Genomic DNA, 12,825 nt, shown 5'->3' with positions numbered 1-12,825 from the left:
TCCGAGCTTCCGTCATCTTCGAGAGGAAGAATAGCGGAGACCGCTCGGGCGGATCAGCGGTGGCGCATCGCCCGGATCAGAACCCCTCGTTGGCGCGCGGTGCGTAGTCGGCGCCCAGCGCCTCCAGCTCGTCGGCGGTCAGCTCCACGTCCAGCGACGCGACCGCGTCGTCGAGGTGGTGGAGCTTCGTGGCTCCGACGATCGGAGCGGTGACCGCCTCCTGCTGCCGGACCCAGGCGAGCGCCACCTGCGCACGGGGCACGCCGCGCTGCTCGGCGATGCGTGCGACGGTCGCGACGGTCCGCCGGTCGGCCTCCTCCTGCTGGCGGTAGAGGGTGCCGCCGAAGACGTCGGTCTCGGTGCGCGCCGTGGTCTCGTCCCAGTCGCGGGTGAGCCGGCCCCGGGCGAGCGGCGACCACGGGATCACGCCGACTCCCTGGTCGACGCAGAAGGGGTGCAGCTCGCGCTCGTCCTCGCGCTGGATCAGGTTGTACTGGTCCTGCATCGAGACGAACCGCGTCCAGCCGCCCAGATCCGCGGTGTACTGCGCCTTCGCGAACTGCCACGCCCACATGCTCGAGGCGCCGATGTAGCGCGCCCTGCCCGAGCGGACGACGTCGTGGAGGGTCTCCATCGTCTCCTCGATCGGCGTCTCGGGGTCCCAGCGGTGGATCTGGTAGAGGTCGACGTAGTCCGTGCCGAGACGCCGGAGGCTGTCGTCGATAGCGCTGAGGATGTGCCGCCGCGAGAGGCCGCCGCCGTTGGGGCCGGGGCGCATCCGCCCGTGGACCTTCGTGGCGATCACGACCTCCTCGCGGACCGCGAAGTCCGCGAGCGCACGGCCGACGAACTCCTCGCTCGTGCCGTCGGAGTAGACGTCCGCCGTGTCGAACGTGGTGATCCCCAGGTCCAGCGCCCGCCGGAGGAAGGTCCGCGACTCCTCCTCGCCCATGCTCCAGCCGTGGGCCCCGCGGTCGGGAGCGCCGAAGCTCATGCAGCCGAGGACGATCGAGGAGATCTGCAGGCCGCTGGAGCCGAGTCGGGTGGAGTCCATGCGCGTCGCTTCCGTGTCGAGGAGGGGGTCCCTCCAGCGTCGCACCCGCGAGCGGCGGCGCGCCAGCCGTCCGGCTACACGGCCGGATCGCGACGAGTGGCGGCGACCACGCTCGGGAGGAACAGCGCGACGACGGCCACCACGGCCGGCGCCAGCAGCGCCCAGCCGATGTCGGGCACGGCGTACTGGCCCTGGAAGGCGCCGAGCGCCACGGCCATCATCACCAGCTGGATCGTCAGCGCCGACGCGCGCATCCAGCCGCGCCGTCGCGCGGCGCCGAGCGTCGTCGCGGCGGCCCAGCACACGGCGATCAGCGCGAGGACGACGATGGCGATGCCTCCGCCGACCGTGTCGGCCCGGGTCGTCAGCAGCTCGAGCACGAGCCACGCCGCGACCCCGGCGACGGCGAGCGTCTCGAGGGCCAGGACCGCGATCAGCACCGTCAGACCGAGCGGCCGGGAGGCGGTCGGGCGGGGTCCGCGGGACCCGTTCGCGTCAGCGGTCACAGGCACATCCCATCCAGGACTCTTGATTCGGGCTCATCCCCGTGACAGGCTAGTCCAGTTCGTTTCACCGCTCACAGGGTCGTGGGTTTCCGCCGATGTGAACATCCGATCCCGCCGCGCCGTCAGGCACGGGGGCGAGCCGGATGACCAGCACTGGAGCCGGGTGGCCGACGCAGTGCTCGCGCATCGCGTCGAGTGCACCGGCAAGAACCGAGCGTTCTCCCGTCCACCACCCCGATCCACCCCGCGCTCCAGCACGGGGCCTCGTGGCGTGCGCCGGTGAGGGCGCGGAGGTCGAGTACTGGTCGGGATCGTCGGCGTGGATCGATCATCCCACCCGAACACTGCGTGGTTCCTCCACGCACGCCTTCACACAAGGAGCACCCGCATGGACTGGCGCGACAAGGCCGCTTGCCTCACCGCAGACCCCGAGCTTTTCTTCCCGGTCGGCAACACCGGCCCGGCCGTGGACCAGATCGAGAAGGCGAAGTCGGTGTGCGCACGCTGCACCGTCACCGAGGTCTGCCTCCAGTACGCCCTCGAGACCGGCCAGGACTCGGGCGTGTGGGGCGGCCTCAGCGAGGACGAGCGTCGCGCCCTGAAGCGCCGCGCCGCCCGCGCACGCCGCGCCTCCTAGGCGCACGAGCCGCTCGGCGGCACGAACGACCCCGACCCCCGTCGCCTCTCGGCAGCGGGGGTCGCGTCGTCTCCGGCTTCAGGAGCGGGCGCGCTCCAGCCACCGCAGCGGCACCTCGATGGTGACCTCGGTGCCGCGCCCGACCAGCGTGTGCCAGTCGATGGTGCCGCCGAGCTCGCCCTGGATGAGCGTGCGCACGATCTGCGTGCCCAGGCCCGATCCGACCTTGCCCTCCGGCAGCCCGACGCCCGTGTCGCGCACCTTCACCGTGAGCTCGTCATCGCTGCGCGAGGCGACGATCTCCACGTCGCCCTCCCGTCCGGCCAGGCCGTGCTCGACGGCGTTGGTGACCAGCTCGGTCAGGGCGAGGGCGAGCGGAGTCGCGTACTCGCTGGGCAGGTTGCCGAAGCTCCCCGTCAGCTTCGGGTGCACCGTGGTGTTGTGGGTCGAGGCGACCTCGGCGATCAGCAGCAGCACCCGGTCGAAGACCGCGTCGAAGTCGACGTTCTGGTTCAGCCCCTCCGAGAGCGTGTCGTGCACGACCGCGATGGCGGCGACGCGGCGCATCGCCTGCGTGAGCGCCTCCCGGGCGAGGTCGGAGTGGGTGCGCCTGGCCTGGATCCGCAGCAGCGAGGCCACGGTCTGCAGGTTGTTCTTCACGCGGTGGTGGATCTCGCGGATCGTCGCGTCCTTGGTGATGAGCTCCCGCTCCTGGTGGCGCAGCTCCGTCACGTCGCGGCACAGGACGACGGCGCCGACCCGCTCGCCGCGGTCGCGGATCGGGATCGCGCGCAGCGACACCGTCACTCCGCGGGCCTCGATGTCGGTTCGCCACGGCGCCCGGCCGGTCACGACCAGCGGGAGCGACTCGTCGATGACGACCTTCCCCGCGATCAGCTTCGTCGTGACCTCGGCGAGCGACTCCCCCTCGAGCTCGTCGGCGAAGCCGATGCGGTTGAACGCCGAGAGGGCGTTGGGGCTCGCGAACGTGGTGACGCCGTCGACGTCCAGGCGGATCAGGCCGTCGGACGCGCGCGGCGCCCCGCGGCGAGGACCGGTCGGCGCGCCCAGATCGGGGAAGTCGCCCGAGGCGATCATCGAGAAGAGGTCGTTCGCGCAGTCGTTGAACGTCAGCTCCTGCCGGCTCGGCGTGCGCGTCTCGCTGAGGTTGGTGTGGCGCGTGACGACCGCGATGGGGCGGTCCGTCGTCCCGCCATCGGAGGCCCCCAGGCGGCGCAGGACGGGCACCGCGCGCACGCGGGTGGGCGTCTCCTCGAACCAGTCCGGGGCGGAGGTGTCGACGATCCGCGCGGTCTCGAACGCCTCGACGACCTGGGCGCGCCACTCCGACTTGATCCTCTGCCCGACGAAGTCGCGGTAGAAGAGCGTCGCCGCGCTGCTGGGGCGCGCGTGGGCGACGGCGACGAAGCTGTCGTCGGCCGTGGGCACCCAGAGCACGATGTCGGCGAAGGCCAGGTCGGCGAGCAGCTGCAGGTCGCCGACGAGCAGGTGCAGCCATTCGACGTCCGCTTCGTCGGATCGGCCGTGGGAGAGGACGAGGTCACTGAGGGTCGACACCCGACAAGCCTAGGGCGCGGCCGGGCGGCGCACGCCGGGCTCGCTGTCCACAGCTCGGGACGGCCGACGATTATCCACAGTCTGCGCCTCTGCCTTCCATGAGCATCCCTCGACTGCTTCGATGAGGTCGTCCTCGCGTGCCGACCCAGCGCGCCCCGCCCGTCGAGCAGAGAGGTGACCCGGACCCGTGAACAGCTCGTCCTGCCCCAGGAGATCGCCGCATGAGCCTTCCCCTCCACGCCTTCGACTACCGCACCCTCCCCCTCGACCCCGAGGCGGCCGTGGAGCGGCTCACCCTCGCGGAGTTCTTCGCCCCGCAGCCTGCGACCCGCGCGGAGCTGCCCGACCCGGAGCCCCTGCTCGCCCGGCTCACGCACCTCGTGATCGAGATCCTCGAGGGCTCGCGCGAGATCGACCAGATCGCGCGGTGGCTGAGCGACGAGGTCTACCACCACCTGCAGAAGCGGGTCGTGCTCGCGGCTCGCGCCCGCAGCCTGCGGAAGCGGACGGCGCAGCGCGTCCCGTTCACGGTCGGACGGGTGATCGTCACGGAGCCGCGGGACGGTGTCGTCGAGGGAGTCGTGCTGGTGCATCACCGCGCACGGAGCCGGGCCGTCGCGATCCGGCTCGAAGGCACGGACGCGCGCTGGCGTGCCACCGCGATCAACGTGCTGTGAGGAGCGGGTCAGCGCTCCCGGGCGGCCGCACCGGCCGGGAGCACGATCTCCACTCCCCTGTCGCGCAGGGCCTCCTCGAGCTCCGGGGGCGGCGGGGCGTCGGTGACGAGATGATCCGCGCGACCGAGCTCCGCGACCTCCTCGGGGACGGCTTCACCGCCGCCGACTACGACCGCGTCGGCGGACTCCCTCCCCAGCCCGGCTCGCAAGCGGTGTGCGCAGCGGTGGAGTCGACGCTCGAGGCCTGCTGCGTCCCCGGGCTCGTCCTCGAGACGGACCGGCCGACGACGATCGGCCTCGGCGACACCTTCGCCGGCGGCTTCGTCTCGGCCCTCGCGCGCGGCGAGTCCTGACGGCGGGCGAGGCGGGGTCCGAGCCTCCGCAGGAACGCCGACGGCCCCGGACACCCGCTGCTGCGGGACCGGGGCCGAGGGCGTCGTCCGGGGAGGACTCAGCGGCGCTTGGACTGCGCGCGTCGCTCCTCGCGGTTGGCGGGGGCGTCCGAGCCGCCCGGCTTCTGGCCGAAGGCGCCGGTCGTCGGAGTCTCCTCCGCCTCGCCCTCGGGGAGCGCCTTGCGGGCCTCCTCGGCGCGGGCCTTCGCGGTGGCCGCCTGCTGCACCTGTCCGCGCTGGTCGCGGACCTCGACGCCGCCGGTGTCGCTCGGAGCCGAGTAGCTGAGCTTCTCGGCCGGAGCGACCGGCTGAGCGAGGCCCTTGGCCGCGACTCCGGCGACCTCGCCCTGCTTCTGGGTCACCTCGACCTCGAGGTTGAAGAGGAAGCCGACGGTCTCCTCGCGGATCTGCCCCATCATCTGCTGGAACAGGGCGAAGCCCTCGCGCTGGTACTCGACCAGCGGGTCGCGCTGGGCCATCGCGCGCAGGCCGATGCCGTCCTTGAGGTAGTCCATCTCGTAGAGGTGGTCGCGCCAGCGGCGGTCGATCACCGAGAGCACGACACGGCGCTCGAGCTCGCGCATGGCGGGAGAGCCCAGCTGCTCCTCGCGGCGCTGGTAGGCGAGCTGCGCGTCCGAGAGGATCTCGCGGCGCATGAACTCCTTGTTGATGCGACCGCGGCTGCCCGCCTCCTGCACCACCTCGTCGATCGTGAGGCTTATCGGGTACAGCGTCTTCAGCTCGGTCCAGAGGGCGTCGAAGTCCCAGTCGTCGCCGTTGCCGTCGCCGGTGTGCACCTCGAGGATCTCGTCGATCACGTCGACGAGGAACTTCTGGGTGCGCTCGTGCAGGTCGTCGCCCTCGAGGATGTGGCGGCGGTCCGAGTAGATCGCCTCGCGCTGGCGGTTGAGGACGTCGTCGTACTTGAGGACGTTCTTGCGGATCTCGGCGTTGCGGGCCTCGACCTGCGACTGGGCGCTGCGGATGGCGCGCGAGACGACCTTCGACTCGATGGCGATGTCGTCCGGGACGTTGCCCCGGCCCATGAGCGCCTCGGCGGCGCCGGAGTTGAACAGGCGCATGAGGTCGTCGGTGAGCGAGAGGTAGAAGCGGCTCTCCCCCGGGTCGCCCTGGCGGCCCGAGCGTCCGCGGAGCTGGTTGTCGATGCGGCGCGACTCGTGGCGCTCGGTGCCGAGCACGTAGAGGCCGCCGGCGGCCTGGACCTTCTCAGCCTCCTCGCCCACCTTCTCCTTGACGGCGGCGAAGACCTCGTCCCACGCGGCCTCGTACTCCTCCGGGGTCTCGGAGGGGTTCAGGCCCTTGGCCGTCATCTCGGAGACCGCGAGGAACTCGGCGTTGCCGCCGAGCATGATGTCGGTGCCTCGACCGGCCATGTTGGTCGCGACGGTGACGGCGCCGAGGCGGCCGGCCTGGGCGACGATGGCCGCCTCCCGCGCGTGGTTCTTGGCGTTCAGGACCTCGTGGCGCACGCCCTTCTTGGCGAGCAGGCGCGAGAGGTACTCGCTCTTCTCGACGCTGGTCGTGCCGACGAGGACCGGCTGCCCGGCCGCGTGGCGCTCCGCGATGTCCTCGACGACCTGGGCGAACTTGACCTGCTCGTTCTTGTAGACGAGGTCGGCGTTGTCGATCCGCTGCATCTTGCGGTTCGTCGGGATCGGGACGACGCCGAGCTTGTAGGTCGACATGAACTCGGCGGCCTCGGTCTCGGCCGTTCCGGTCATGCCGGAGAGCTTCGCGTAGAGGCGGAAGTAGTTCTGGAGCGTGACGGTGGCCAGGGTCTGGTTCTCGGCCTTGACCTGCACGCCCTCCTTCGCCTCGATGGCCTGGTGGATGCCCTCGTTGTAGCGGCGTCCGGCCAGGATGCGGCCGGTGTGCTCGTCGACGATCAGGACCTCGCCGTTCAGCACGACGTAGTCCTTGTCCTTCTTGAACAGCGCGCGCGCCTTGATGGCGTTGTTGAGGAACGAGATCAGCGGGGTGTTCGCCGACTCGTAGAGGTTGTCGATGCCGAGGTAGTCCTCGACCTTCTCGATGCCGGGCTCGAGGACGCCGACGGTGCGCTTCTTCTCGTCGACCTCGAAGTCCTCGCCCTCGTCGAGGCGCTTGGCGAGGTTGGCGAACTCCGCGAACCAGCGGTTCGCCTCGCCCGACGCCGGTCCGGAGATGATCAGCGGGGTGCGGGCCTCGTCGATGAGGATCGAGTCGACCTCGTCGACGATGGCGTAGAAGTGGCCGCGCTGGACCATGTCCTGCGCCTGCCACGCCATGTTGTCGCGGAGGTAGTCGAAGCCGAACTCGTTGTTCGTGCCGTAGGTGATGTCGGCCGCGTACTGCTCGCGGCGCTGCTCCGGGGTCTGGCCCGAGAGGATCACTCCGGTCGTCATGCCGAGGGCGCGGAACACGCGCCCCATCAGCTCGGACTGGTACGACGCGAGGAAGTCGTTGACCGTGACGATGTGCACGCCGCGGCTGGCGATCGCGTTGAGGTAGGCCGGGAGGGTCGCGACGAGCGTCTTGCCCTCTCCGGTCTTCATCTCGGCGATGTTGCCCAGGTGCAGGGCGGCGCCGCCCATGAGCTGCACGTCGAAGTGGCGGAGGCCGAGCGTCCGGCGCGAGGCCTCGCGGACGGCGGCGAACGCCTCCGGCAGCAGGTCGTCGAGGGACTCGCCGTTCGAGTAGCGCTCGCGCAGCTCGACGGTCTCGTTCTTCAGCTCCTCGTCGCTGAGGTGCGTGAAGTCCTCTTCGAGGGCGTTGACGGCCTTCGCGTAGTTCTCGAGGCGACGGATGACCCGCCCCTCCCCGACGCGAAGGACCTTTTCGAGGACAGAGGCCACGGGGTACTCCAAAAAAGTAGAAGACAGGAGTCGCGCGCCGGAGCGCGGACCGCGACCAGCCTAGCCGGGGCGGGCGGCGAGCGGTCGGGGCGACGCGTCCGCCCTGGGCGGACTCCCTGCCTGGGCACGGGGAGGGCCCCGGAGCGGATGCTCCGGGGCCCGGGGTCGGATCTCAGCCGGCGGCCTGCTCGGCGAGCTCGTCGGCCTCGTCGCCGAGGCCGATCACGCCGTAGTCCCAGCCCTTCCGGCGGTAGACCACGCTCGGGCGGTTCGTGTCGGAGTCGATGAAGAGGTAGAAGTCGTGTCCGACCAGCTCCATGTAGTCGACGGCGTCGTCGACGGTCATCGAGACGGAGGCGAAGACCTTCTTGCGGATGACGACGGGGCAGTACGGCTCCTCGACCTCGTCCTCCACCGGCTCCGGCGCCTCCTGCACGGGGATGACGCCCGTGCTCAGCTGCTCCAGCACCGCCGCGTCGGCCGGCTGGATGGCGACGACGCTGAAGTCGTCGGCGGCCGCGTCTCGGAGCGAGGTCGGCCGATGCTGGCCCCGATGGACCTTCTTCCGGTCCTTGGCGCGTCTCACCCGTTCGAGCAGCCGGCCGATGGCGACGTCGAACGCCGCGTACTTGTCGGCTCCGCTCGCCTCGGCCCGGACCACGGGCCCCTTGCCGATCAGCGTCAGCTCCACGCGGTCGCCGCCGGCCGAGCCCTTGCCCTCGGCGTGCCTGCTCGCCTTGATCTCGAGTGCGAGAGCACGATCGGCGAGGTGCGCCACCTTGTCCGACTTCTCCGTCGCGTACGCGCGGAAGCGATCGGTGATGTCGATGTTGCGTCCTGTGATGTCGATGTCCATGACAACCTCCCAGTCGAGTACGGCGTGCCGCCTTTCTCCGGGGCGGACCGTTCACGCCGTGCCCCCACCGTAGACCCCGGCCACCGGATCGTCACCGGGAGTTCGTCCGGATTCTGCTGCTACGTTCCCTCCTCGTTGCGCGGTGCCGGCCAGGGCCGCCGCGGCCCGGACCGTCCCGCCGGCCGCACGCACGGCGCGCCGGAGCTCGAGCAGGGTCGCGCCGGAGGTGACCACGTCGTCGACGAGGACCACCGGCGGCCACGACGAGAGCGGACGGCGGGCGCGGAACGCCCCGTCGAGGTTGCCGCGCCGCTCGACGCGGCCGAGCCCGACCTGGTCGCGGACCATCCGCGACCGCCGGAGAGGACGCGCCGCCCGCCCTCCCGCCGCGGCGACCAGCTGCGCGACGGGATCGGCGCCCCGCCGCACGCGACCGAGCCAGGAGCCGGGCGGGACGACCAGGATCGCGGGGCTGCCGGCGAGCGCCGCGCCGAGGGCCGGACGCAGCAGCGCGCCGAGCGGGGCGAGGCAGGCCGTGCGGCCCTCCTCCTTCAGCGCGACGACGAGGCGGCGCACCGTGCCCTCGTACGGGGCACCGGTGACGACGAGGAGCGGATCGTCCGGCGGTCCGACGACGCGGGTCAGCAGGCAGGCCGAGGCGGCCGCGTCGGCCGAGCAGTCCGGACAGGGCGCCCGGCTCGTCGGCTCTCCGCAGGCGGGGCACTCCAGCGGGAGGAGGACGGCGAGGGCGTCGAGCAGGTGATCGGAGAGCATGCCTTCCACGCTCGCCGTCCGGGCCGCGGCGCGGAGGGCTGATACGTCGGATCGGGACGATCCGCCCGCCCGACGCGCCTGGGGAGGAGCATCCGGGGAGCGCCGTCGTCGACAGGGCTCGTCGTCGCCGACAGGACCCGTCAGGACCCCATGCCGGTCTGCGTCGCGAGCAGCCGGATGTCCGTCGCGGTCGTCTGCCAGGCCGAGCCCCGCTGCTGCCGGAGCTCCCCGCCCTCGGCGAGGATGCGGACCTGGGTCGAGGTGTTGCCCGCGGCGATCTGGACCGTGCCCGTCGTCGTGCCGAGCGCCGTGGCGCCTCCGCCGAGCAGGTTCATCGTGACGGCGTCCTCCCCCGTCGAGCCGCGCACGACCGACACCACGTCGAGCTCGTCCGTCCAGGCCGCGGCGACCGCGGTCCCCAGGGTCGAGCGGAGGACGACCGGCTCGCCGACCGCCACCGGGTCGCCGTCCCGTGAGCGGGTGATGCCGGCCACCAGCACCGTGGCCTGCTGCCCGTCCTGGGCGAGCGCCAGCATCCGGGTGCCGTCGCGCGACACGGCGATCGAGGCGAGCGACTCGACCTCGCTCCAGGCCGTCGCGACCTGCATCGAGCGCGAGCCGTCCGCGGAGTACGCCACCAGCTGCCCGGGCGAGGCCGACGGCACGGACCACACGTACCCGAGCGGATCGATCGTCGGCGCGACGAGGCCCGACCGCGCGTCGAGGAGGACGTCGGCACCGTCGGGCTCCACGAGGCTCACGCCCGCGGCGGTGAGCACGGCGGCCGATGCGTCCGAGTCGGCCCCGCGCTGCTCGCCGAGGACCGCGGCCCGCGGCTGCAGCGCCTCGATCCGATCCGAGATCCCGAGGCCGGCCAGCCCGGAGGAGCCGAGGAATCCGAAAGCGTCGTCGGTCAGCACGAGCGGCCGGGTGTCGACGCGGGGCGAGGTCGGCAGGCCGGTGACCTCGGAGGGGACGTCGATCGGGTTCTGCTCGACGGAGAGCGCGACTCCGGTGACGTTCGAGACGTTCGCGAGGCTCCGGTTCAGCTGCAGGGCCATCAGCCGCCACTGCGCCGGATCGGCCTCGAGAGCGGCCGGGTTCAGGTCGACCACGGCGCGCTGCGACTCGACCGGGACGGTCTCGGCCGCCAGCGTCGTCCCGGTCGGGAAGGCCGACACGACGGCGGCGGAGTCCCGCAGCCACGGTGTGGGGCCGCGCAGCAGCTCGGTGACGATCGTGGTGCTGGTGGAGCTGTCGGCGCGCGAGGCGAACCAGCGCAGGTCCGGCACGAGGTACTGGTATCCGGGGTCGAAGAAGTAGAGCGCGTGCGTCGAGAAGACCTGCTCGAAGGTGGTGCGGTCGATCACCACGCCGCTCGGCGGCGCGCTGATGCGCCACTCGCCGTTCTCCTGGACGAAGCCGTAGTCGAGGGTCAGGCCGGCCGTGGTGGCGACGTCGGTGTAGACGCCGGTCGCGTCGACCTCGGCGACGGGCGTGATCGTCAGCGAGAGCGTGGATCCCGACTGCGGCGAGGCCGAGCGCTGGCCCTCGTCGACCGTCACGTGCTCGCCCGGCGTCCAGTCGGCTCCGGTGGAGAGGAACTCGCGGGCGATCTTGTAGTTGTTCTGCGGGCTCGACGCGGCGTCGATGAAGCCGGTCAGGATGTCGCGCTGCGACGCACCGACGGCGGGTCCCGACGGGAGGAAGTCGTACTGGAGGTCCTGCGGCGCGGTGTCGGGCCGTCCGACTCCGACGTCGCCGTCCCGCGGGATGCCGGCGCACCCGGCCAGCCCGAGCGCGAGCAAGGCGGCGGCCGCGACGGCGCGGAGGACGCCGCGCCTCACGGGAGCACCCCCGCGGCCCCGACCGGAGGAGCCTGCAGCGGCGGGAGGACGATCGGGCCGCTGTAGGCCTGCTCGCCCGCGTCGACCGGGGGCAGCGGGAGCGGCGAGGCCTCGATCCGCTCGCCGCGGTGCCGGGGCACGGTCAGGCGGAAGCAGGCGCCGCGATCGGGCACGGACCAGACCTGCAGCCAGCCGTGGTGCAGGGCGGTGTCCTCCTGCGCGATGGAGAGGCCGAGGCCGGTGCCGCCGAGCGTGCGGCGGCGGGACGGATCGGCGCGCCAGAAGCGGTCGAAGACGCGCACCACCTCCTCGCTGCTCATGCCGTGCCCGTAGTCGCGCACGGCGAGGGCGACCGCGCTGGCGTTGCTGTCGACGGTGACGACGACCTCGCGGCCGTCGCCGTGCTCGATCGCGTTGCCCAGCAGGTTGCGGACGATCCGGCGGATGCGGCGCGGATCGAGGTCGGCGTCGAAGTAGCCGCCCGGGGCGGAGAGAGTGAGCCGGGAGCCGTTCGCCTCCGCGATCCCCCGCATCGCCTCGATCTCGTCGCCGGCCAGCTTCACCAGGTTGACCGGCTCGAGCTCGAGCTCGGCCGACCCCGCGTCGTGGCGGGAGATCTCGAGCAGGTCGGCGAGGAGGCTCTCGAAGCGGTCGATCTGGCTGTGCAGCAGCTCGACCGTGCGCTCGGCGACCGGGGCGAAGTCCTCGCGCTGGTCGTAGAGCACGTCCCCCGCCAGCTTCATCGTCGTCAGCGGCGTCCGGAGCTCGTGCGAGACGTCCGAGACGAAGCGCTGCTGGACCTGGCTGAGCGTCGCGAGTTCGCTGATCCGGTCCTGCAAACTGTCGGCCATGCCGTTGAAGGACCGGGCGAGGGTCGCGATCACGTCCTGGCCCCGCTCGGGGATCCGCACGTCGAAGTCGCCGGCGGCGAGGCGCTGGCTCGTCTCGGCCGCGACCCGCACCGGGGCGACGACGATCCGCACGACGACCCAGCTGACCGCTCCGATCAGCAGGATGAGCAGGATCCCCGCCACGTTGAGCACCTGCTGCACGAACTGGAGCGTGCGCTCCGCGTCCGCGAGGGAGTAGCCGATGTACAGCTCGTAGCGCCCGGCCGAGCTCGGCAGCTCGAGGGTCGAGCCGACGAGGATGCCGGGCTGCTGCTGACCGGAGGCGTCGAGCGTCACCGACTGCCAGTACTGCCCGTCGGAGCCCGCCTGCACCCGCTCGCGCAGCGCGTCGCTGATCACGCCGTTCTGGAGCTCGCGGTTGTAGATGTCCTGGGGCGCCAGCGAGGACGCCTCCTGGTCGGGCGAGCGCACGACGGCGATCAGCGCGGAGGAGGAGGCGTCCCGGACGGCGGTGCGCACCGAGCTCATCACCTCCTCCATGTCCTGGCGGGTGGAGACGGTGGCGGCGTCGAGGTAGCCCTGCGCGGCCCGGGTCGCGCGCGACGTGTCGCCCGTGACCTGCGTCAGCCGCGACTGGAACAGGTTGTCGCTGATGCTGTACGAGAGGTAGACGCCGGTCGAGCCGATGGCGATGCCGCTGAGCAGGACCGTGATCGCGACCGCGCGGAACTGCAGCGACGTGCGCCACACCCCGAGCACGCGGCGGGGCCACCGGCGCACGTCGGGAGCGGCGAGGCG

11 protein-coding genes are annotated in these 12,825 nt (G+C 72.0%); 3 read left to right on the top strand and 8 right to left on the bottom strand.

The features are described from left to right. Window positions 1-76 precede the first annotated feature (76 nt). Both GTU71_RS01875 and GTU71_RS01870 read right to left on the bottom strand, forming a co-directional pair. Window positions 77-1,054 (bottom strand): aldo/keto reductase, encoded by a 978-nt coding sequence (locus GTU71_RS01875; RefSeq protein ID WP_104325363.1) that lies wholly within the window; start codon window positions 1,052-1,054, stop codon window positions 77-79. A gap of 74 nt (window positions 1,055-1,128) precedes the next feature. Further along, window positions 1,129-1,560 (bottom strand): hypothetical protein, encoded by a 432-nt coding sequence (locus tag GTU71_RS01870; RefSeq protein ID WP_159939176.1) that lies wholly within the window; start codon window positions 1,558-1,560, stop codon window positions 1,129-1,131. A gap of 388 nt (window positions 1,561-1,948) precedes the next feature. On the opposite strand from GTU71_RS01870, the gene GTU71_RS01865 reads away from it, so the two are divergent. Beyond that, window positions 1,949-2,197: a WhiB family transcriptional regulator gene (locus tag GTU71_RS01865; RefSeq protein ID WP_055788231.1), complete on the top strand. Its 249-nt coding sequence runs from the start codon at window positions 1,949-1,951 to the stop codon at window positions 2,195-2,197. A 78-nt stretch (window positions 2,198-2,275) separates the two neighbouring features. On the opposite strand, the gene GTU71_RS01860 is transcribed toward GTU71_RS01865, so the two are convergent. Further along, window positions 2,276-3,775: a PAS domain-containing sensor histidine kinase gene (locus GTU71_RS01860; RefSeq protein ID WP_104224128.1), complete on the bottom strand. Its 1,500-nt coding sequence runs from the start codon at window positions 3,773-3,775 to the stop codon at window positions 2,276-2,278. 221 nt (window positions 3,776-3,996) lie between these two features. Here GTU71_RS01860 and GTU71_RS01855 point away from each other — a divergent pair, with 221 nt between their 5' ends. Both GTU71_RS01855 and GTU71_RS01850 read left to right on the top strand, forming a co-directional pair. Next, complete coding sequence (locus GTU71_RS01855; protein ID WP_219812326.1) at window positions 3,997-4,452, top strand: Rv3235 family protein; 456 nt, start codon at window positions 3,997-3,999, stop codon at window positions 4,450-4,452. A 110-nt stretch (window positions 4,453-4,562) separates the two neighbouring features. Continuing rightward, on the top strand, window positions 4,563-4,805 hold the full coding sequence (locus GTU71_RS01850) for a carbohydrate kinase family protein (RefSeq protein WP_146079407.1): 243 nt from the start codon (window positions 4,563-4,565) through the stop codon (window positions 4,803-4,805). 98 nt (window positions 4,806-4,903) lie between these two features. On the opposite strand, the gene secA is transcribed toward GTU71_RS01850, so the two are convergent. The 5 genes from secA to mtrB form a co-directional block, all read right to left on the bottom strand. Next, complete coding sequence (secA, locus tag GTU71_RS01845) at window positions 4,904-7,699, bottom strand: preprotein translocase subunit SecA (RefSeq protein WP_159939175.1); 2,796 nt, start codon at window positions 7,697-7,699, stop codon at window positions 4,904-4,906. A 172-nt stretch (window positions 7,700-7,871) separates the two neighbouring features. Beyond that, window positions 7,872-8,555 (bottom strand): ribosome-associated translation inhibitor RaiA, encoded by a 684-nt coding sequence (gene raiA / locus GTU71_RS01840; protein WP_104224131.1) that lies wholly within the window; start codon window positions 8,553-8,555, stop codon window positions 7,872-7,874. Window positions 8,556-8,606: 51 nt separating this feature from the next. Further along, a complete protein-coding gene (locus tag GTU71_RS01835; RefSeq protein ID WP_104339627.1) occupies window positions 8,607-9,329 on the bottom strand; it encodes a hypothetical protein in 723 nt (240 codons plus the stop codon). A gap of 140 nt (window positions 9,330-9,469) precedes the next feature. After that, window positions 9,470-11,176, bottom strand: coding sequence for an LpqB family beta-propeller domain-containing protein (locus GTU71_RS01830; RefSeq protein WP_159939174.1), 1,707 nt, complete (start codon window positions 11,174-11,176; stop codon window positions 9,470-9,472). Then, window positions 11,173-12,807 (bottom strand): MtrAB system histidine kinase MtrB, encoded by a 1,635-nt coding sequence (gene mtrB, locus GTU71_RS01825; protein WP_244230606.1) that lies wholly within the window; start codon window positions 12,805-12,807, stop codon window positions 11,173-11,175. The genes GTU71_RS01830 and mtrB overlap by 4 nt, the downstream gene beginning before the upstream one ends. Window positions 12,808-12,825: the final 18 nt, after the last annotated feature.

Source organism: Rathayibacter sp. VKM Ac-2762, assembly GCF_009866585.1.
In the GTDB taxonomy this organism is placed as follows: domain Bacteria; phylum Actinomycetota; class Actinomycetes; order Actinomycetales; family Microbacteriaceae; genus Rathayibacter.
The sequence above is the reverse complement of the archived record's forward strand: the minus strand, read 5'-3'. Positions and strand labels throughout refer to the sequence as shown.